General features: G+C 59.5%; 16 protein-coding genes. 5 read left to right on the forward strand and 11 right to left on the reverse strand.

The window, feature by feature from the left end:
* Positions 1–31: 31 nt before the first annotated feature.
* Positions 32–700, reverse strand: a complete 669-nt coding sequence (locus tag KSS91_RS06775; protein ID WP_217837409.1) for a COG3650 family protein — start codon at positions 698–700, stop codon at positions 32–34.
* A gap of 173 nt (positions 701–873) precedes the next feature.
* On the opposite strand from KSS91_RS06775, the gene KSS91_RS06780 reads away from it, so the two are divergent.
* Positions 874–1,230, forward strand: a complete 357-nt coding sequence (locus KSS91_RS06780; RefSeq protein ID WP_095965093.1) for a SecDF P1 head subdomain-containing protein — start codon at positions 874–876, stop codon at positions 1,228–1,230.
* A 12-nt stretch (positions 1,231–1,242) separates the two neighbouring features.
* On the opposite strand, the gene KSS91_RS06785 is transcribed toward KSS91_RS06780, so the two are convergent.
* Positions 1,243–1,842 carry a short chain dehydrogenase gene (locus tag KSS91_RS06785; protein WP_217837410.1) on the reverse strand — a complete coding sequence of 200 codons (600 nt, stop codon included), beginning with the start codon at positions 1,840–1,842 and terminating at the stop codon, positions 1,243–1,245.
* Between the two features lie 105 nt (positions 1,843–1,947).
* Between KSS91_RS06785 and KSS91_RS06790 the strand changes: the two genes are divergently transcribed.
* Positions 1,948–2,856 carry a LysR family transcriptional regulator gene (locus tag KSS91_RS06790; protein WP_217837411.1) on the forward strand — a complete coding sequence of 303 codons (909 nt, stop codon included), beginning with the start codon at positions 1,948–1,950 and terminating at the stop codon, positions 2,854–2,856.
* Between the two features lie 187 nt (positions 2,857–3,043).
* Here the strand turns inward: KSS91_RS06790 and KSS91_RS06795 are convergent, their stop codons facing one another.
* The 5 genes from KSS91_RS06795 to KSS91_RS06815 form a co-directional block, all read right to left on the reverse strand.
* Complete coding sequence (locus KSS91_RS06795) at positions 3,044–3,745, reverse strand: ABC transporter ATP-binding protein (protein ID WP_015093834.1); 702 nt, start codon at positions 3,743–3,745, stop codon at positions 3,044–3,046.
* Entirely contained in the window at positions 3,746–4,513 is a 768-nt protein-coding gene (gene livG, locus KSS91_RS06800) for a high-affinity branched-chain amino acid ABC transporter ATP-binding protein LivG (RefSeq protein ID WP_007976644.1), read from the reverse strand.
* The gene (locus tag KSS91_RS06805; RefSeq protein ID WP_126049740.1) at positions 4,510–5,766 is read right to left on the reverse strand and encodes a high-affinity branched-chain amino acid ABC transporter permease LivM; all 1,257 of its coding nucleotides are present in this window, start codon (positions 5,764–5,766) and stop codon (positions 4,510–4,512) included. The genes livG and KSS91_RS06805 overlap by 4 nt, the downstream gene beginning before the upstream one ends.
* On the reverse strand, positions 5,763–6,686 hold the full coding sequence (gene livH, locus KSS91_RS06810) for a high-affinity branched-chain amino acid ABC transporter permease LivH (RefSeq protein ID WP_007976647.1): 924 nt from the start codon (positions 6,684–6,686) through the stop codon (positions 5,763–5,765). The genes KSS91_RS06805 and livH overlap by 4 nt, the downstream gene beginning before the upstream one ends.
* 233 nt (positions 6,687–6,919) lie before the next feature.
* Positions 6,920–8,047 (reverse strand): branched-chain amino acid ABC transporter substrate-binding protein, encoded by a 1,128-nt coding sequence (locus tag KSS91_RS06815; protein WP_015093836.1) that lies wholly within the window; start codon positions 8,045–8,047, stop codon positions 6,920–6,922.
* 350 nt (positions 8,048–8,397) lie between these two features.
* On the opposite strand from KSS91_RS06815, the gene KSS91_RS06820 reads away from it, so the two are divergent.
* Positions 8,398–8,703 carry a DUF2288 domain-containing protein gene (locus KSS91_RS06820; RefSeq protein ID WP_217837412.1) on the forward strand — a complete coding sequence of 102 codons (306 nt, stop codon included), beginning with the start codon at positions 8,398–8,400 and terminating at the stop codon, positions 8,701–8,703.
* A gap of 284 nt (positions 8,704–8,987) precedes the next feature.
* Here KSS91_RS06820 and KSS91_RS06825 read toward each other — a convergent pair whose 3' ends face one another.
* Positions 8,988–11,186, reverse strand: a complete 2,199-nt coding sequence (locus KSS91_RS06825) for a hypothetical protein (protein WP_126049744.1) — start codon at positions 11,184–11,186, stop codon at positions 8,988–8,990.
* A 196-nt stretch (positions 11,187–11,382) separates the two neighbouring features.
* Here KSS91_RS06825 and KSS91_RS06830 point away from each other — a divergent pair, with 196 nt between their 5' ends.
* Positions 11,383–12,279 carry an NAD(P)-dependent oxidoreductase gene (locus KSS91_RS06830; RefSeq protein ID WP_217837413.1) on the forward strand — a complete coding sequence of 299 codons (897 nt, stop codon included), beginning with the start codon at positions 11,383–11,385 and terminating at the stop codon, positions 12,277–12,279.
* Here the strand turns inward: KSS91_RS06830 and KSS91_RS06835 are convergent.
* Positions 12,236–14,452, reverse strand: coding sequence for a putative bifunctional diguanylate cyclase/phosphodiesterase (locus tag KSS91_RS06835; RefSeq protein ID WP_217837414.1), 2,217 nt, complete (start codon positions 14,450–14,452; stop codon positions 12,236–12,238). The two genes, KSS91_RS06830 and KSS91_RS06835, sit on opposite strands and share 44 nt — an antisense overlap.
* A 146-nt stretch (positions 14,453–14,598) precedes the next feature.
* Positions 14,599–14,964, reverse strand: coding sequence for a YkgJ family cysteine cluster protein (locus tag KSS91_RS06840; RefSeq protein ID WP_217837415.1), 366 nt, complete (start codon positions 14,962–14,964; stop codon positions 14,599–14,601).
* A 268-nt stretch (positions 14,965–15,232) separates the two neighbouring features.
* Here KSS91_RS06840 and KSS91_RS06845 point away from each other — a divergent pair, with 268 nt between their 5' ends.
* Positions 15,233–16,582, forward strand: coding sequence for a spinster family MFS transporter (locus KSS91_RS06845; protein ID WP_217837416.1), 1,350 nt, complete (start codon positions 15,233–15,235; stop codon positions 16,580–16,582).
* Between the two features lie 183 nt (positions 16,583–16,765).
* Here KSS91_RS06845 and rapA read toward each other — a convergent pair whose 3' ends face one another.
* Positions 16,766–19,612, reverse strand: coding sequence for an RNA polymerase-associated protein RapA (gene rapA, locus KSS91_RS06850; RefSeq protein ID WP_015093843.1), 2,847 nt, complete (start codon positions 19,610–19,612; stop codon positions 16,766–16,768).
* Positions 19,613–19,740: the final 128 nt, after the last annotated feature.

The raw sequence follows: 19,740 nt of genomic DNA on the forward strand, positions 1-19,740 counted from the left end.
TCAAAGGCGCAGGCCCGTGAGGCTTAAACGATCAGTCGTCGCGCGATCCGCCGAAATACCCGCAGCCGCGCTGTACCTGACCGTCGATGCGCAGCTCGGCGCTCATGTGCTGGATGCTGGCGGTGCTGCTGTCGACGCAGCGTTGCGGTGCAACCCACAGTTCGATGTGCTGGTTGTTGGCTTCGGTGCTGAGGTTGAAACGGCCATCGCCTAGCTGCTCTTCGACGTAAGGCAGGGCCAAGGGTGGCTGGCCGGCCCGGTCGATGACCATGCCTTTGCCACTGACTTTCACGCTCCATTCCGGGCTGTGGCCGGCGGCGCGCAGGATCAGCAGCTTGAAATTCGGATCCTCACACGCGTTGCTCGAGCGCTCGACGCGGTACAACTGCTCCAGATCGAGTTGGCCGTCACCACCGCTGCCGGCCACAACCCGTCCACGCACGTCGGCAAACAGTTTGCCTTGCTTGTCCGCCAGGCTGGCGGCCTGCTGCAGGACGCTGGTACCGCCGGTGTCGTTGACCACGTAGCGGGCTGTCTGGTTGCACGGCTGGAACAGCAGTTTGCCGTCCGCTGCAGTCAACTGGCCTTGCATGCGTGTCTGGCCGACATGGGAGGCGTTCTGCCGCTCACCCTCGAACAACTGGCAAGCGGCGAACAGCGGAAGCAGGGCAACGAGGACTAAGGAACGGGCAACACGCATCTTGGGGTCTCCTGACAAGTGCTGCCACGTTACTCAGGCTGACCGTTCATCACAAGGCTGGAGTGGGGCTCTGGCAAAGCAGAGGACGATTTCCGGCAACATCTTGTGAATTATTCCGATGCCGAGTATCGGGATGCCAAAGGTAAGCTGCCGCTTTTTTGCAGGAAGCGAATATGAAACAGGCAATGGGCTGGAAGATCGGGTTGTTTCTGTTGGTGATGACGGGGGCCACGGGCAGTCATGCTGCCGAGATCAATTTGTCTTCGGCTACCGACTTCACCCGGATGGAGTTGCTGTTGAAGGACCACGACAGACTTCATTCGGTGCTGGAGATGAATGTAACGCTCAGTCCTGAGGCAGCTGAGCGTATGCATCGCATTACCCGTGAGTCGATAGGCCAGAAATTGACGCTGTCGATCAATGGCTGGAAGATTTCTACGGCGACGGTGCAATCGGCCTTGGGCTCGCAGTTCCAGGTGTCCATCCCGAAAGCCATCGCCAAAGACCTATTGCCCACGTTGGTTGATTGAGCTTGAACCGACTCAGCCTACGTGAAAGGTCTGACCCGTTTGCAGGCCTTCTACGCTTTTGGCGTAGGCCAAGGCCACATCCAGTGCTGGCACCGGCTTGAAGCCTCGGAAGTACGGTGCGTATTTGCCCATGGCTTCGACCAGGACGTTGGGGCTGATCGAGTTCACCCGCAGACCGCGCGGCAGTTCGATGGCGGCGGCGCGAACGAAGCTGTCCAGTGCACCGTTGACCAGCGCCGCCGAGGCGCCACTGCGAATCGGGTCGTGGCTGAGTACGCCGGTAGTGAAGGTGAACGACGCACCGTTATTGGCGAAGTCGCGCCCGATCAACAGCAAATTGACCTGGCCCATGAGCTTGTCTTTCAGGCCCAGGGCAAAGCTTTCTTCGGTCATCTCGTTGAGCGGTGCGAAGGTCACGTTGCCGGCGGCGCAGATCAGCGCATCAAACTTGCCGGTCTGCTCGAACAATTTGCGAATCGAGGCGCTGTCACTGATGTCCACCTGAAAATCGCCGCTGTTGCGGCCAATCCGGATGATTTCGTGGCGTTGCGACAGTTCCTTGTCGACTGCCGAGCCGATGGTGCCGTTTGCGCCGATCAAAAGAATTTTCATGGGGCTGATCCTCGTATGGGTTGAACGAGGTATCAGTTTAGGGTGGTTTTTTTCGTAGATAAGCGAGCTAATAGGCAACCTTTGGTTTTCAAATGGAAACAATCCATGAGCGAGATGGATGACCTGGCCGCGTTCGCCGTATTGATCGAAGCGGGAAGTTTCACCCTGGCGGCACAGCAGCTCGGTTGCAGCAAAGGCCAGCTGTCCAAGCGCATCAGCCAGCTGGAAGCGCAGTTTTCCGTGGTGCTGTTGCAACGTACCACTCGCCGCTTGAGCCTGACCGCCGCTGGCGCTGCGTTGTTGCCCCAGGCCCAGGCGCTGGTGGTGCAAGTCGAGCGGGCACGCCAGGCCCTGGCGCGACTGAAGGACGACATGGCCGGCCCGGTGCGGATGACGGTGCCGGTGTCGCTCGGGGAAACCTTCTTCGATGGTCTGTTGCTGGAGTTCTCGACCCAGTATCCCCAAGTGCAGATTGAGCTGGAGCTCAACAACAGCTACCGCGAATTGTCCCGGGACGGATTCGACCTGGCGATTCGCTCTGACGTGGCCCTTGACCAGAGACTGGTCGCGCGCCCGTTGCTGGCGTGGCAGGAACTGACCTGTGCCAGCCCGGCTTATCTGGAGCAATACGGTGAACCGCAAACACCCCAGGCGCTGGCCGAACATCGCTGCCTGCTCAACAGTCATTACAGCGGCCGCGAAGAATGGCTGTATCACCAGCAGCATGAGTTGTTGCGGGTGCGGGTGTCGGGGCCGTTCGCCAGCAACCACTACAACCTGTTGAAGAAAGCCGCACTGGTTGGCGCCGGTATTGCGCGCCTGCCCTCCTACTGTTTGCCAGCGGAGCTGGCGGACGGGCGTTTGCGATGGCTGCTGCGCGACTATCAGACCCGCAGCATGCCGATGTACCTGGTGCATCCGTATCAGGGCGGTTTGCCCAAGCGTACGCAGGTGCTGGCGGATTATTTGATTGGCTGGTTCAAGCGTAGTGGGGAGGTGCTGGACCGGTTGTAATGGATTGCACAAAACCTGTGGGAGCGGGCTTGCATCGCGAATGCGGCGTGTCAGACAACAACCCTATCAACTGACCCTCCCTATTCGCGAGCAAGCCCGCTCCCACAAGGGATCTTCAACGTTGTGGAAAAGGTGTCAGGCATAAAAAACGGCCTGCAAAGGCCGTTTTTTGTTTTAGCGCAATAGCTCAACCACCGAGGTACGCTTCGCGCACTTTCGGGTCGGTCAGCAGCGCTTCACCAGTGCCTTGCATCACTACCCGGCCGTTCTCCAGAACGTAGGCGCGGTCAGCGATTTTCAGTGCCTGGTTGGCGTTTTGCTCGACCAGGAACACCGTCACACCGTCCTTGCGCAGCTGTTCGATGATGTCGAAGATCTGCTGGATGATGATCGGCGCCAGACCCAGCGACGGCTCGTCGAGCAGCAACAGCTTGGGCTTGCTCATCAGTGCACGGCCGATGGCGAGCATTTGCTGTTCGCCGCCGGACATGGTGCCGCCACGCTGGTTGAAACGCTCTTTCAGGCGTGGGAAAAGTCCGAGGACCTTGTCCATCTGTTCCTGATAGTCGCCCTTGGCGGTGAAGAAACCGCCCATCGACAGGTTTTCTTCCACGGTCAGCCGGGAAAATACCCGACGACCTTCCGGCACCACGGCAATGCTCTTGCGCATGATCTGTGAGGAGTCCTGGCCGACCAGTTCCTCACCCATGTAGCGGATGCTGCCGCTGTGGGCCCGCGGCGAACCGCAAAGCGTCATCAGCAGCGTGGACTTGCCGGCACCGTTGGCGCCGATCAGGGTCACGATCTCGCCCTGACGGACTTCGACGTTGACGCTGTGCAGGGCCTGGATCTTGCCGTAGAAGGTGGAAACGTTTTCGAACTGCAGCATTTACGCTTCCCCCAGGTAGGCTTTGATCACTTCAGGATTGTCGCGGATCTGTTCCGGCGTGCCGTTGGCCAGGGGCGTGCCCTGGTTGATCACGACGATGTGGTCGGAAATGCTCATGACCAGTTTCATATCGTGTTCGATCAGCAGCACGGTAACGTTGTGCTCTTCACGCAGCACACTGATCAGCGCCTTGAGGTCTTCGGTTTCCTTCGGGTTCAGGCCGGCGGCCGGTTCGTCGAGCATGAGAATCCGCGGACGGGTCATCATGCAGCGGGCGATTTCCAGGCGACGTTGCTGACCGTAGGCCAGGGTGCCAGCCGGACGGTTGGCGAACTCACGCAGATTGACCTTGTCCAGCCAGTATTCGGCGTACTCCATGGCCTCGCGCTCGCTCTTGCGGAACGACGGGGTCTTGAACAGGCCGGACAGGAAGTTGGTGTTCAGGTGGCGATGCTGGGCGATCAAGAGGTTCTCGACCGCGGTCATGTCCTTGAACAACCGTACGTTCTGGAAGGTCCGCACTACGCCTTTGAGGGCGATCTTGTGACCCGGCAGGCCTTCGATCGGCTCGCCGTCCAGCAGGATGCTGCCGCCGCTTGGCTTGTAGAAGCCGGTCAGGCAGTTGAACACGGTGGTCTTGCCGGCGCCGTTAGGGCCGATCAATGCCACCACTTGTTTCTCTTTCACGCTCAAGGCCACGCCATTGACCGCCAGCAAGCCGCCGAAGCGCATGCTCAGGTTTTCTACTTTAAGGATCTCGCGGCTCATTTGCGCAGCTCCATGTGAGGACGTTGCATGGGCAGCAGACCCTGAGGGCGCCAGATCATCATCAGTACCATCAAGGCACCGAACATCAACATGCGGTACTCACTGAACTCACGCATCATTTCCGGCAACAGGATCATCACCACGGCAGCCAGGATCACGCCCAACTGCGAGCCCATGCCACCGAGCACCACGATGGCGAGGATGATCGCCGACTCGATGAAGGTGAAGGACTCAGGCGTCACCAGGCCCTGGCGAGCGGCGAAGAAGCTGCCGGCGAAACCGGCGAAGCTCGCACCCAGGGTGAAGGCCGACAACTTGATGATGGTCGGGTTCAGGCCCAGCGCACGGCAGGCGATTTCGTCTTCACGCAACGCTTCCCAGGCACGGCCCAGCGGCATGCGCAGCAAACGGTTGATGACAAACAGCGCAGCCAGTGCCAGGAACAGGGCAACGAGGTAAAGGAAAATCACCTTGTTGATCGAGTTGTATTCCAGGCCGAAGTACTCATGGAAGGTTTGCAGGCCTTCCGCGGCCTTACGTTCGAAGGTCAGGCCGAAGAACGTCGGTTTCTCGATGTTGCTGATGCCGTTAGGACCGCCAGTGATGTCGGTCAGGTTGCGCAGGAACAGACGGATGATTTCACCGAAGCCCAGGGTCACGATCGCCAGATAGTCACCGCGCAGACGCAACACCGGGAAGCCCAGCAGAAAGCCGAAAGTGGCCGCCATCAGGCCGGCAATCGGCAGGCAGATCCAGAAGCTCAGACCGTAGTAGTGCGACAACAGCGCGTAGCTGTAGGCGCCGACGGCATAGAAACCGACGTAACCGAGGTCGAGCAGGCCGGCCAGACCGACCACGATGTTCAGGCCGAGGCCGAGCATCACGTAGATCAGCACCAGGGTCGCGATATCCACCGCACCGCGGGAGCCGAAGAACGGCCAGACCAGGGCACCGGCGATCAGCGCGATGATGATCCAGCGTTGCGTGGTCGGCAGGGTCAGGAAGTTGCTGGCCTTGGCCGGAATCAGCGGCATGCCTGGCGACGAACGCCAGGCCGAGCTGATCTGCTGGTCGAACAGCACACGCAGGAACATCAGCACCGAACACACGGCGATGGTGATCAGGGTGGCGTCGCTGGTGCCATGAACTTCGAGGTTGATGCCGACGATGGTCAGCTTCAGACCGAGTACCGGGTAGGCCACGGCCCACACCAGCAAGGCGCTGAACAGCGCCTGTTTAAGATTCCTAGTCATACCTTCTCAACCTCCGGACGGCCCAGCAGGCCGGTTGGCCGGAACAACAGCACCAGAACCAGCAGGCCGAACGCCACGACGTCCTTGTACTGGTCGCCGAAGATATCGGCACCAAAGGCTTCCGCCACACCCAAAACGAGCCCGCCGAGCATGGCGCCCGGAATGCTGCCGATACCGCCCAGTACCGCTGCGGTGAAGGCCTTGAGGCCGACCAGGAAACCGGCGTTCGGGTTGATCACGCCGTATTGCATGCTCAGCAGCACGGCCGCGATGGCCGCCAGCGCGGCACCGATGACGAAGGTCAGGGCGATGATGTTGTTGGTGTTGATACCCAGCAGGTTGGCCATCTTGATGTCTTCGGCGCAGGCACGGCAGGCGCGGCCCAGGCGAGAGCGGGAGATGAACAGCGTCAGGCCGAGCATGGCGACCAGGGTCACCACGAACACCACGATTTGCATGTAGGAAATCAGCACTTCATGTGCGCCACCTGGGCCAAAGGCAATATTGCCCGGAATCAGGTTGGGAATGGATTTGTCCTTGGAGTCTTGCGCCAGCAGAACGGTGTTCTGCAGGAAGATCGACATGCCGATGGCGGAGATCAGCGGGATCAGACGGTTGCTGCCGCGCAAGGGGCGGTAGGCGATCCGTTCGATGCTGTAGCCATAGGCACTGGTGACAACGATGGTTGCAAGGAAAGCGGCGGTCATCAACAGCGGAACGCTGTCGAGTCCCAGCATGGCCAGCCCGGCGATGGCGATGAACGCCACGTAGGAGCCGATCATGTACACCTCGCCGTGGGCGAAGTTGATCATTCCAATGATGCCGTAGACCATCGTATAGCCGATGGCGATCAGGGCATACGTGCTGCCAATGGTCATGCCATTAACCAGCTGTTGGAAAAAGTGATAGATGTCAGGCATTACAGCGCTCCTAAAAACCTGATACGCATTTCACTGGTGGAGTCATTTTCCCGCCCGAGCCCCGTGGATCTGCATCCACTTCGAATTCGGGGTTTGCCAGCGAACCGCTGATGACGGTTTTGAGATTTTCAGGTGGGGAGACTGGCGGATCACGCCAGCGCGGCCCAAGTACGTTCGTAAAACAAAGCCCACGGCACGCCGTGGGCTTTATTGGCAGTCAGTCAGGCAACGCCTTACTGAGGCTTGGCTTCAGTTTTTGGTTTGCCGAAGTGCCACTCGTAAACCACAAATTTGAAGTCCTTCAGGTCACCTTTCTCGTCGAAGCTCAGGTCGCCGGTCGGGGTCTTGAAGGTGCCGGCGTGGATGGCTTCAGCCACTTTGGCGGAGTCTTCGGACTTGGCAGCCTTGATACCATCGGCAATCACGGTCACAGCCGAGTAGGCCGGGAACACGAATGGACCGCTCGGGTCTTCTTTCTTGGCTTTGAACGCATCAGCCAGGGCAACGTTGGCCGGATCCTGGTCGAAGGATTTCGGCAGGGTCACCAGCAGGCCTTCGGAAGCGTCTTTGGCGATCTGCGAAATGGAGTCGTTACCCACGCCTTCCGGACCCATGAACTTGGCTTTCAGGCCTTTTTCCTGGGATTGACGCAGGATCAGACCCAGCTCAGGGTGGTAGCCGCCGTAGTAGACGAAGTCGACGTTGGCTTGCTTGAGCTTGGCGATCATCGAGGAGAAGTCTTTGTCGCCGGCGTTGACGCCTTCGAACACGGCAACCTTGACGCCTTTGCCTTCCAGGGTTTTCTTCACGGCGCTGGCGATGCCTTCACCGTACTGCTGTTTGTCGTGCAGGACAGCAACGATTTTCGGTTTGACGAAGTCGGCGATGTAGTTACCGGCGGCAGGGCCCTGGGCGCTGTCCAGACCGATGGTACGGAAGACCATTTTGTAACCACGGGCGGTGATGTCCGGGCTGGTGGCAGCCGGGGTGATCATGATCACGCCTTCGTCTTCGTAGATGTCCGAAGCCGGTTGAGTGGAGCTGGAGCACAGGTGACCAACCACGAACTTGACGCCGTCGTTGACGACTTTGTTCGCGACCGCCACGGCTTGTTTTGGATCACAGGCGTCATCGTATTCAACGGCTTCGAGTTTCTTGCCGTCTACGCCGCCCTTGGCGTTGATCTGCTCGATGGCCATTTTGGCGCCACTGAACTGCATGTCGCCGTATTGGGCTACAGGGCCGGTTTTAGGGCCGGCGATGCCGATCTTGATGGTGTCAGCTGCGAACGAATGGCTGGCAACCCCGGCCAGAACCATAGCGGCAAACAGTTTGGAAATCTGCTTAGTAGCCTTAGTCATAGTGCTCCACTCTTACTGTTGTAGTTTTTATAGTCCTGGCGCCGAAAGCAGCAGAACCGGGTCAGATATCTACGACATTCCCCGGAAAAGCCCCTCGGCAACTGTACCGGTACAGTGTAGAGCGCCGATTGTCAGCCTGGGAAGGCAGCGCCGAGGGGCAAAACCTGCAAGTGTCGCTTTATTGAAAGAAAAAGACAGAATTGCGGCGGGGCGTTGAGGGGCTTATAGCCGGATTCACTGCATTCCCTGGCTTTCCTGCGCTTTTCATTTCGGTCACTCAATTGCATCCGGGTTTTTCTGCCAGTCCACCGACGTTATCATCTGCGTCGATTTCTTTTCCGGACAGTCCCATGAATCAAGAACCTAGCACCCTCTATGCCAAGCTGCTTGGTGAAACCGCATCTATTACCTGGAAGGAACTGGAGCCGTTCTTTGCCAAGGGTGCCCTATTGTGGGTCGACCCGAGCCTGGATTTGATCGCCGCGGCAGAGGCCGTAGCGAGTGATGAAGGTGAGAAAGTGGCTGCCTGGCTGGCCGAAGACAAGGTCGCCAAGCTGTCTGAAACGCGGGCGCTGGATCTTTTTGAACGTGATCCGCAGTTGTGGGCCGTGGTTGTTTCACCGTGGATTCTGATCCAGGAAAGGGCGCAGGTTTAAAAGATTGCACCGGCCTGGTGCGCTCCTTTCAGACAGGAAAGTGTGTAGCCGAGTAGCGTGATGGCATGTTGCCGTAGAGAAAGGCCACAGCCTCACGGTGACGTAAACGTAACGGGAACAGTTGAGAAGACAACTGAACGGCTGCTCAATTGTTTCTGGATGTTGATTTGCGGTGAATTCAAGGCCGCCTTCGCGAGCAAGCCCGCTCCCACATTTAACCGTGTTCTTCCAGAAGGAATGCAGTCGAATGTGGGAGCGAGCTTGCTCGCGAATGGGGACGACGCTTAGTAAGCAGTCTTGCCCGTATGGTTATTCAGCGAAATAACCTTGGTCTTGCCGATCCGGTGACGATAGATCTCGCGCAGGTACTTGATCGATTTCTTCACGCAGTCCCGCGACAGGCGGATGTCGTTGATTGATACGAACTTGTCCTTGTCGTTGATCAGTTCACGGTACTTCTTCTCGTACATCGGCTTGATCGCGTACCAGTTGGTATCGAGGATCTTCGCCGGATTCTCGAATTCGTTGAGCAACTCGTCGATCCGGTCTTCATCGAACTGTTCGTTGATGATGAAGTCCAGGATCGAGTTATCCAGAGTCTCGTCGAAGCGGTACGGATTCTTCGCAAAGCAGCGCTTGATGAAGGCCACGATCAACGTCAGGAAATCGTCCGACAGGCACGGGCTCTTGGCGATCAGGGTGGTCAGGGACAGGTTGGCCGAGGCACCGATCACCAGCGCGTAGCGCTTGAGCGTGGTGTTGGGGAACAGGCTGTTGAGGTGGGTCTTCAACCGGTTCAGGTCCATGTAGGACAGCTTGTAATCCTTCGGCAAGGAAACGATCGACACCACCGACGAGCAATTCTTGAAGAAGTGCAGGTCGTGCAGGGCCGCCGCGTCGTAACCCGAGTTCTTGTACTGCTCCAACGACGCGCGATAGCGCTTGGACTCGATCGGCAACAGGCTGATGCCTTCGATGGCCTGGGTGACCTTGTTGAAGTGCGGCAGGTCGATCGAACGGAAGAACAGGTCGTCGATGTTCAGGCGCTGCGGCTCTTTCTCGAACACCTTGAACTTGTCGCTGCTTGGCGGCGGGGTTTCCGGCACCACGGACTCGGCATAGGCAATCGCCACCGGGCCGGCCAGGCTCATGAACAGGTCGTTGGCGTCCAGGCGAATGGTTTCGCCGATGTCGATGCCGGCCCGACGGAAATAGTTCTGGTCGTAGTCGGTGGTGACCGCCTGAGCCGTCAGAATGTTGAATATCTGCTGCGAGATGTACTGGTTGGCGTGCTTTTCCATGGCATTGACATCAATGTTCTGGATATTGCCGTCATCGTTCTCTTCGGCGTAACGCATGATGTCGTTGGAAATCAGCATCATCGCGTTCCATGGGCGGATGCGACCCATGACGCTGGCTTCGCTGCTGTCTTCGTTGGCGAAGTTGTAGGAGAAGTCCCACTCTTCCGACAGGTATTTGCACAGCAGGCGCCCGGCGTTGATGTGCAGCGCCTCGGACATTTCACTGCGGTGGTCGGAGATGTTCGGCAGTACACAGATGCCGCTGGTGAAGATCGGTTCGAAGACGAAGGAGTGGCCGCTCTTGCTGTCGTGCTCGTCCATCGGTTTGGTGTCGAACGTCTTGTTCATGTACGAGTGCTGCTGGGCCAGGCCGAATTCCGAGGCCATGCCGGAGCCGGTACCGCCGCCGGCACTGAAGATTGAGAAATACAGGCGCGACTGGTTGGCCTTGATGCCGCAGCTGTCGATCAGGTACGAGTGAATCATTTTCCAGTCAGGGCTGGAGAAACGCTGGGTGTCCTTGTTCAGGATGATCTTGGCCAGGTACTGGCCCAGGATCGGCGCGTTACCGGCGCCACCGGCGTGGACTTCCGACAGGTCCATGATTTTCATCTTGCTGTAGTCGCGCAGGAAACCGCTTTTTTCGCCCTTGCGCGAGAAGCGGATGCGTCCGGCGATGTCTTTGTCCAGGTCGCCAAGCATCACCAGCGGCTCGACCAGAAACACCGGTTTGGTGTTCTTGTTCTGACCCAGGCGCAGGTTGTTGCGGATCCACTGGGCCGGGCTGTAGCCCTTTTCGGCAAAACGCTTGTCCGGTGACAGGCGATCTTCGTTGTTGAATTCGTTGAGGTAGAACTTGCGGGCGTTGTACACCAGTTCTGCCACGTCCAGCGCAATGTTCGAACCGCAGCGGCCCAGGCCGATCAGGCACACCGAGGGGAATTCCTGGTCGCTGTGCTGCTCGCTGTCGCCTTCCAGATGCGGTGGGCGCGGGAACACCATGTCGCGCAGGCCGTCGAGGTTGTCGAGGATGCGGTCGGTGTTGGTTTCGGTGAAGTAGAGGTATTGCTGGGTCGCCAACGGGCGGGATTGAATCAATGGCTTCGGTGATGACGGGCTGTTGGCCGCGGGGCTCAGCGTCAGATCGGTTATCGCAGTGGCCGGGTTGTTTTTAGAAGTCATTGTTCGCCATCTACCTGGGCTGATTGGTTGGCCGACTGACTGTCGTCGAACCGTCACGGAATAGAATCGCGTCTTTTTTCAGCGCGTACCTGGACCATGCCTTGGTCATTGGCTTGAGCATTGCTCTGGGGGAATCCTTTCCCAAGTCATGATGAATCGGCCAGTATTTGGCGATCTTTAATCAAAAGGAGGCTAAATGATGTCAACGCTACCTTCGCTGGGGTTTGCCGGGATCGGCCTGATGGGGTTGCCGATGTGCCGGCGACTGCTGGCCGCGGGTTATCCGCTGGCGGTATGGAATCGTAATCCGGACAAGTGCAAACCACTGGTCGAGGCTGGCGCACGCCAGGTCGCCAGCCCGGCCGAACTGTGCCAGCACGCTGACGTGGTGATGTTGTGCCTGGCGGATACGGCGGTCGTTCGCGAGGTAGTGTTTGGCCCGGCAGGCATTGTCGAGGGGGCAAAAAAAGGCCAGCTGCTGGTGGACTTTTCCAGCCTGGAGCCTAACGCCACGCGGGAGATGGCCGCAGACCTCGCCGTTAGAACCGGCATGGGCTGGCTCGATACACCGGTGTCCGGTGGCGTGGTCGGCGCAGAAGCCGCAAGCCTGGCGATCATGGTCGGCGGTGACGCACAGGATCTGGAACGCGTCCGGCCTGTCTTGTTGAACCTGGGGCAACGTGTGACACACATGGGCGGTATCGGGGCAGGGCAGGTGACCAAGGCGTGCAATCAGATGATCGTCGCCTGCAATGCATTGGTGATCGCCGAAGTGGTCGCGCTGGCGGAGCGTTCCGGGGTTGACGCAAGCCTGATCGCCGAAGCGCTGGCTGGCGGTTTTGCCGATTCCAAACCCCTGCAGTTCCTGGCCCCGCAGATGGCTGAAAACCGTTTCGAACCGGTCAAGTGGCACGTGCGCACCTTGCTCAAGGATCTGGATGCCGCGGTAAAGTTTTCCCGTGAGCAGGGCTCGGCGACACCGATCAGCGGTCTGGCCGCGCAGTTGATGCGCCTGCACGGGAGTCAGGGTTTCCTTGAAAAAGATCCGTCTACATTAGTGCAGATGTACCGTGAGCCAGACCCAGCGCCGTGACCGTGTAGGCGTGCTTGCGCTGGTTGATTTCGTTGAGCACCGGGAGTAACTCGGTCAGCGGTACCGGCCGACTGAGCAAATAGCCCTGAACGAAGTCACAGCCATGGTCTTCCAGGAACTGGTATTGCTCGAAGGTTTCGACCCCTTCGGTGACCACTTGCAGTTGCAGGGTATGGGCCATGACGATAATGGCCTGGACAATTTCCATGTCCTGGGTCGCTTTGGGAATGTCCTGGATGAAGGAACGGTCGATTTTCAGGGTGTTGAGCGGTAGGCGCTTGAGGTAGGCCAGGGATGAATAGCCGGTGCCGAAGTCATCGATAGACAGCGATACGCCGAGGGCGCGTATCTGCCGCAGCAACACCAGTGTGTTGGCGATATTGCCCATCAAGGCGTTTTCCGTGACTTCCAGCTCCAGCCGATGGGGCTCGACACCGGCGGCCCGCAACGCGTACTCGATCTCATCGGCCAGTTCTTCGCGCGCCAGGTTCAGGGGCGAACAATTCACGGCGATCTTGAGGTCTTCACAGCCTTGGCGCGACAGCTCGCCCAGATCCTCGCAGGCTTTGCGCAGCACCCAGTTATCCAGCTCGGCGATCAGGCCGTTGGCCTCGGCGATGGCGATAAAACGATCCGGCACGAGGAAACCGTGGACCGGGTGTTGCCAGCGGATCAAGGCTTCGAGCTTGCTGACCTGACCAGTCTTGAGGTCATAGATCGGCTGGTAATAGAGCATCAGGCCGGTGTCTTCACGCAACGCGTGGCGCAACTCCTCTTCCAGTTGCAGCTCAAGCGTTGCGCGGGTTTTCAGGTTGGCACTGAAAAAATTCAACCCGTTGCGGCCGCTGCCCTTGGACTGATACAGCGCGAGGTCGGCGTTCTTCAACAGTTCCTCACATGTCTTGCCGTCTTCAGGAAACAGGCTGATACCGATGCTGGTGGTCATCACCATGCGCCTGCCGGCCAGTTCGATGGGCTCCTTCATTTTCAGCATGATGCGTTGGGCCAACTGTCGCGCTTCGTCACGATCATGCAGGTCGATGAGCAGGCAGAACTCGTCGCCGCCGAAGCGTGCGACCACATCCTCGTGACTGCGAACCGAGCTCTTGATGTGCGCGGCAAGCACTTTGAGCAGTTCGTCTCCGGCATCGTGGCCAAGGCTGTCGTTGATCCGCTTGAAATGGTCGATGTCCAGGAACAGGACTGCCAACATCCCGCCCTCGTTGGTTTTCTCGATGAGTTTTTCGGCGAAGATCTGATTGAACCCGCGACGGTTGATCAGGTTGGTCAACGCGTCGTAGTGCGCCACCTGCTGCAGCGACATGCGCGCCTGGTCCAGTTGGCTGAGCAGGGAGTTGACCCGCTGCAGGTCGTGGTCCTTGTGTTGCAGTTTCTTGTCCGCCAGTGCCGCGCTGATGCTGCTTCCGATGATCAGCAGGGCCATGACTGTCACGGTCAGCGCCAGTTGCAGATGGCTGTGTTCACCGGTTTGCACTGGCAGGCTGTCGCTGGGCAACACCAGATTGAAAGCGGCCATGGCCGTGAGGTGCATGCTCAGGATGCCAGCCCCGAGCAGCAGGCTGGCGCAGTATTTGAAGAGTTGATGCAGCATGCCAGCGCCATCGCGCAGATACCAGGCCAGCAACAGGGCTGCCAGCGCGGCGCCGATCGCGATCGCGATGGAAAGGGCGAACAGACCAGGATGGTAATAGACGGTGGCGCTGGAGTGCATCGCCGTCATGCCCACGTAATGCATGGTCGCGATACCCAGGCCGATCCCGATCGATGCCTTGAGGCACTGCCGAAAACTCAGCTGGGGAAGGCTTAGGGTATGCATGGCCAGCCACGCGGCAAGCAGCGCGATGGTTAGCGAGAACACCGTGACGGGCAGTTGGTAGTGAAGGTCGACAGGCGCCTTGAATGCCAGCATTGCGACGAAGTGCATGGCCCAGATACCACCCGCCAGGCAGCCGCTGCCCACCCAGCGCCAGCGCGTTTTGGACGCGGTTTTTTCAGCGTGGGCTACCCGTTCGGCCATGTCCAGTGTCGCGAAACAGCCGACACAGGCGACCAGATAAGCCAGCAGCACCAGAAAAGGGTCATGTGTGCAATTGAGTATGACCTGCCCACTCTCTGGTAGCTCGGTAATGAAATGCAGACCAAGCCACTCCATAGCATGCCCCATCTTTATCCTTCAGGCCGGAGCAAGAGCGCCAGCGAATGTCATGGAGTATAGAGGGCATGGATGGAGCGCAAGCGGTAGTGGCACATTGGTGCCAAATATTTTGACATTAACCTAATAGCAATTGGTGCTATTACTCAGGCCATTTGCTTCTGAGGTGTCTCGAACACCGGTTGCAGGGCCGGCAAGCCGAATGCGGCACGGGCCGCGTCGCAATCGGGATTGGCCTGACCATCGACCCATGAAGCGTCGAACTCCCGGCAGGTACTGGAGCGTTTTTCGTAAATCGAGCACTGCACCGTACTGCCCACGTCTCCGACCAGGCTGGTGCAGCGCACGGGTTTGCAGCCGGTGCCGATCATCGCAACCCGGCTGGGGCTGATCTGCTCGACAAGCTCATCGGGTACCGTCCCCCCGGAGGAGGCGCACTCACCCCAGAAAAATGACACGCGAAAATGAGAACAGCAGGCACCGCAATTCAGACACGGACTGGCTTCGGACATGGGCGATTATCGTGAGGAGGAGTGGAGACACAGGGGGGAATCAAGGCCGCTATTCTAGGCTTCGGCAACGGCTTGGGAAGGGGGGGCAAGAGGTATTTTTCATCGACCGGACGAGCTGCGAAATACCCGCCCTGCGAAAGTTCCTACGGGTTGCGTCCCATGGGCAGGTATCAGCCTGGCGAATAATGAAAGACAGGTGCGGCCAGCCTGTCTAGATTGCAAAGTCCGGGGGCAGTGACACCCCAAAAACAATAAAAGAGACGGACCCATGCAGAACTCGACCCAAGCGGCCAATGCCTGGCGCATCCTGTTCCTGTTGTTCCTGGCCAACCTGTTCAATTTTTTCGACCGCACCATCCCGGCTATCATCATCGAGCCCATTCGCATGGAATGGCACCTCAGTGATTTCCAGTTGGGGATCATCGGTACGGCATTCACCATCGTCTACGCCATTGCCGGCTTGCCACTGGGGCGCATGGCCGATACCGGCTCGCGCAGCAAGCTGATGGGCTGGGGACTCGCGGTGTGGAGCGGGTTGACGGCCGTGAACGGCATGGTGGGCAGTTTCTGGAGCTTCCTGATCGTGCGCATGGGCGTCGGCATCGGCGAGGCCAGCTACGCGCCAGCCGCCAACTCGTTGATCGGCGATTTGTTTCCGGCTCACCGCCGGGCACGGGCCATGGGCATCTTCATGCTGGGGCTGCCGTTGGGGCTGTTGCTGGCGTTCTTCACCATCGGCGCGATGGTCAAGGCCTTCGATAGCTGGCGCGCGCCATTCTTTATTGCGGCGGTGCCCGGGCTGGTCCTGGCGATCTTCATGTTTTTCATCAGGGAACCGAAACGCGGCGCCGCCGAGAGCGTTCAGGTTTCGCAGGAAAAGATCGATCGACCGATCCGTCGGGTCCTGGCCGTACCAACCTTCCTGTGGCTGGTGATGGCGGGCCTCTGTTTCAACTTCGCCACCTATGCCTGTAATTCGTTTCTGGTGCCGATGCTGCAACGCTACTTCCTCATGCCGTTGCAGGAAGCCGCAGTGGCGACCGGGGTTATTGTCGGCGTGACCGGCTTGGTCGGCCTGACCCTCGGTGGCTGGATCGCGGACAAGATTCACCAGCGGGTCGCTAACGGGCGGCTATTGTTTGCCGCCTTCAGCCTGGTGATTTCGACGGTCTGCACCGCGTGGGCGCTGCATTCCGGGCGAATCGAGATCGGTGTGTTCGTCGCCGTATTCAGTGTCGGTTGGCTGTTCGCCTACAACTTCTACACCTGCGTGTACACGGCGATTCAGGACGTGGTCGAACCGCGCTTGCGGGCGACGGCCATGGCGCTGTTCTTTGCCGGGCTGTACCTGTTGGGCGGTGGCCTGGGGCCGATGGTGGTCGGGGCCTTGTCCGATCACTTCGCCCACACGGCAATGCTCGCCGCTGGCGCCGAGCAGATGACCGAAGCGTTCAAGGCGGTTGGCCTGCATGACGCGATGTACCTGATTCCGGTGGCGCTGTTGCTTACCGTGGTGTTTCTGTTCCTGGCTTCGCGGTGTTTTGTGCGCGATGCCAAGCGGATGAAGGACGGGTTGGTGGCGGTGGGTGAGCCTGAAGGTTCTGTGGTGACTGCCTGATCCCTTTCGCGGGCAAGCCCGCTCCCACATGTTTAGTGTTGTTCACGAGATTTGTATTCGACACTAACAATTGTGGGAGCGGGCTTGCCCGCGAAGAGGCCATTAGCAGCACTACTGAAATTGAATCAAAAAAAAAGGCCCGCATCGCTGCGGGCCTTCTTTATTTGTGAGTCGGGGAGGGGATTAACCCGCCACCAACACCCGAATCGCTTCCAGTCGCAACGCAGCCTTGTCGAGCATGGCCAGGCCTTGCTCGCGTTGTTTGCGCAGGGCCACCAGTTCGCTGTCGCGCACGGTCGGGTTGACCGCTTGCAAGGCGGTCAGGCGCGCCAGTTCTTCGTCGGTATCGGCGGCCAGGCGACGCTGCGCCTCGGCGACACGTTCAGTGTGGCGCGGCAGGATCTTCGCCTCACCGGCGTTGATCCGCGGTGCCAGTTGGTCACGCTGAGCCTGGATGAACTTGTTGGCGCTGGCACGTGGCACGCTTTCGAGCTGATCGTTCAAGGTTTCGAACGACACGCGGGCCGACAGGTCGTTGCCGTTGGTATCGAGCAGGCAGCGCAGGGCGGCCGGCGGCAGGTAGCGGCCCAATTGCAGCGAGCGCGGGGCAACCACTTCGCTGACATACAACAGTTCCAGCAACACGGTGCCCGGCTTCAGCGCCTTGTTCTTGATCAGCGCCACGGCGGTGTTGCCCATGGAACCTGACAGCACCAGATCCATGCCACCCTGCACCATCGGGTGCTCCCAGGTAATGAATTGCATGTCTTCGCGAGACAGCGCCTGGTTGCGGTCGTAAGTGATGGTCACGCCTTCGTCGTCGCCCAGCGGGAAGCTGGCGTCGAGCATTTTTTCGCTCGGCTTGAGGATCAGGGCGTTTTCCGAATGGTCTTCGCTGTCGATGCCGAAGGCGTCAAACAGGGTTTCCATGTAAATCGGCAGCGCGAACTGGTCGTCCTGCTCAAGGATATCTTCCACCAGTGCATCGCCTTCGCCCGCGCCACCGGAGTTCAGCTCCAGCAAGCGGTCACGGCCGGTGTGCAGTTCGGCTTCCAGGCGCTCACGCTCGGTACGGGCTTCGTCGATCAGTGCTTGCCACTCGCCATCGTCGGCTTCTTCGAGCAGCGGCAGCAGGCGCGGGCCGAACTGGTGCTGCAAGGCGTTGCCGGTCGGGCAGGTGTTGAGGAAGGCGTTCAGCGCTTCGTGGTACCACTGGAACAGGCGCTCTTGCGGGCTGGTTTCCAGGTACGGCACGTGCAGTTCGATGATGTGCTTCTGGCCGATCCGGTCCAGACGACCAATGCGTTGCTCCAGCAGGTCCGGGTGGGACGGCAGGTCGAACAGCACCAGGTGATGGGAGAACTGGAAGTTGCGGCCTTCACTGCCGATTTCCGAGCAGATCAGCACTTGCGCGCCAAACTCTTCGTCGGCGAAGTAGGCGGCGGCGCGGTCACGCTCGAGGATGTTCATGCCTTCATGGAACACCGTGGCCGGGATGCCGGAACGTACGCGCAGGGCGTCTTCCAGGTCCATGGCGGTTTCGGCGTGGGCGCAGATCACCAGCACTTTGGTGCGCTTGAGCATCTTCAACTGGTCGATCAGCCACTCGACGCGCGGGTCGAATTTCCACCAGCGCTCTTCTTCGCTGGCGTCCGGCTGGGCCTGGAAGCTGACTTCCGGGTACAGCTCGGCGTGATCGCCCAGCGGCAGTTCGAGGTATTCGTCCGGGCACGGCAGCGGGTACGGATGCAGCTTGCGTTCCGGGAAGCCTTGCACGGCGGCGCGGGTGTTGCGGAACAGTACGCGGCCGGTGCCGTGACGGTCGAGCAATTCGCGCACCAGGCGCGCGCTGGCTTCTGTGTCGCCATCGTTGACGGCGGCCAGCAGGGCTTCGCCTTCGTTGCCGAGGAAACCGTGGATGGTCTTGTGGGCTTGCGGGGATAGGCGTCCCTGATCCAGCAACTCCTGAACGGCTTCGGCCACCGGGCGATAGTTTTCGCTCTCGGCGCGGAAGGCTTGCAGGTCATGGAAACGGTTCGGGTCGAGCAGGCGCAGACGGGCGAAGTGGCTGTCCTGGCCCAGTTGTTCCGGGGTGGCGGTCAACAGCAGTACGCCAGGAATGGTTTCGGCGAGTTGCTCGACCAGCGAGTATTCAGGGCTGACCTGATCTTCGTGCCACACCAGGTGGTGCGCCTCGTCGACCACCAGCAAGTCCCAGCCTGCCGCGAACAGCGCGTCCTGGGCTTTCTCGTCGTCCACCAGCCACTCAAGCGCGACCAGCGCGAGTTGGGTGTCTTCGAACGGGTTGCTGGCATCGCTTTCGATGAAGCGCTCTTCGTCGAACAGCGCGACCTGCAGGTTGAAACGCCGACGCATCTCGACCAGCCACTGGTGCTGCAGGTTCTCCGGAACCAGGATCAGCACACGGCTGGCGCGGCCCGAGAGCAACTGGCGATGGATCACCAGGCCGGCTTCGATGGTTTTACCCAGGCCCACTTCGTCGGCCAGCAGAACCCGCGGCGCGATACGGTCGGCGACCTCGCGGGCAATGTGCAACTGGTGCGCGATCGGTTGCGCACGCACGCCGCCCAGGCCCCACAGGGAGGACTGCAACTGACGGCTGGTGTGTTCCAGAGTGTGATAACGCAGGGAGAACCACGGCAGCGGGTCGATCTGGCCGGCGAACAGACGGTCGCTGGCCAGGCGGAACTGGATGAAGTTCGACAGTTGGGTTTCCGGCAGGGTGACCACTTCGTTCTGCCCGTTGAGGCCGTGGTAAACCAGCAGGCCATCAATGTCATCGACTTCGCGGACAGTCAGCTTCCAGCCTTCGAAGTGAGTGATGGAGTCACCCGGCGAAAACCGCACGCGGGTCAGAGGCGCATTCCGTAGCGCGTACTGGCGGGTGTCGCCAGTGGCCGGGTAGAGCACGGTCAACAAGCGGCCGTCCTGTGCCAGAACGGTGCCTAAACCCAGCTCGGCTTCGCTGTCACTGATCCAGCGTTGCCCCGGTTGATACTGCTGCGCCATGCTGCCTGACTCCCACCTTGAAAAAGCCGGCTATCTTAACGGAATGAGGGCTTCAGGGCCAAAGGACTCTCAGAAAAACTCACAGTCAAACGTTAGCCCACCTGTGCATGACGCGCCGCTCAGTGCAC

The organism is Pseudomonas azerbaijanorientalis (assembly GCF_019139795.1).
GTDB lineage: Bacteria > Pseudomonadota > Gammaproteobacteria > Pseudomonadales > Pseudomonadaceae > Aquipseudomonas > Aquipseudomonas laurylsulfatiphila.

Bases quoted from the DNA above. Each gene is read 5' to 3' on its own strand.
- KSS91_RS06805 (WP_126049740.1), bottom strand. From the start codon at position 5,766: ATGACTAGGAATCTTAAACAGGCGCTGTTCAGCGCCTTGCTGGTGTGG.
- KSS91_RS06825 (WP_126049744.1), bottom strand. From the start codon at position 11,186: ATGACTTCTAAAAACAACCCGGCCACTGCGATAACCGATCTGACGCTG.
- KSS91_RS06775 (WP_217837409.1), bottom strand. From the start codon at position 700: ATGCGTGTTGCCCGTTCCTTAGTCCTCGTTGCCCTGCTTCCGCTGTTC.
- livH (WP_007976647.1), bottom strand. From the start codon at position 6,686: ATGCCTGACATCTATCACTTTTTCCAACAGCTGGTTAATGGCATGACC.
- KSS91_RS06820 (WP_217837412.1), top strand. From the start codon at position 8,398: ATGAATCAAGAACCTAGCACCCTCTATGCCAAGCTGCTTGGTGAAACC.
- KSS91_RS06790 (WP_217837411.1), top strand. From the start codon at position 1,948: ATGAGCGAGATGGATGACCTGGCCGCGTTCGCCGTATTGATCGAAGCG.
- KSS91_RS06785 (WP_217837410.1), bottom strand. From the start codon at position 1,842: ATGAAAATTCTTTTGATCGGCGCAAACGGCACCATCGGCTCGGCAGTC.
- livG (WP_007976644.1), bottom strand. From the start codon at position 4,513: ATGAGCCGCGAGATCCTTAAAGTAGAAAACCTGAGCATGCGCTTCGGC.
- KSS91_RS06795 (WP_015093834.1), bottom strand. From the start codon at position 3,745: ATGCTGCAGTTCGAAAACGTTTCCACCTTCTACGGCAAGATCCAGGCC.
- KSS91_RS06780 (WP_095965093.1), top strand. From the start codon at position 874: ATGAAACAGGCAATGGGCTGGAAGATCGGGTTGTTTCTGTTGGTGATG.
- KSS91_RS06840 (WP_217837415.1), bottom strand. From the start codon at position 14,964: ATGTCCGAAGCCAGTCCGTGTCTGAATTGCGGTGCCTGCTGTTCTCAT.
- KSS91_RS06845 (WP_217837416.1), top strand. From the start codon at position 15,233: ATGCAGAACTCGACCCAAGCGGCCAATGCCTGGCGCATCCTGTTCCTG.
- rapA (WP_015093843.1), bottom strand. From the start codon at position 19,612: ATGGCGCAGCAGTATCAACCGGGGCAACGCTGGATCAGTGACAGCGAA.
- KSS91_RS06835 (WP_217837414.1), bottom strand. From the start codon at position 14,452: ATGGAGTGGCTTGGTCTGCATTTCATTACCGAGCTACCAGAGAGTGGG.
- KSS91_RS06815 (WP_015093836.1), bottom strand. From the start codon at position 8,047: ATGACTAAGGCTACTAAGCAGATTTCCAAACTGTTTGCCGCTATGGTT.
- KSS91_RS06830 (WP_217837413.1), top strand. From the start codon at position 11,383: ATGATGTCAACGCTACCTTCGCTGGGGTTTGCCGGGATCGGCCTGATG.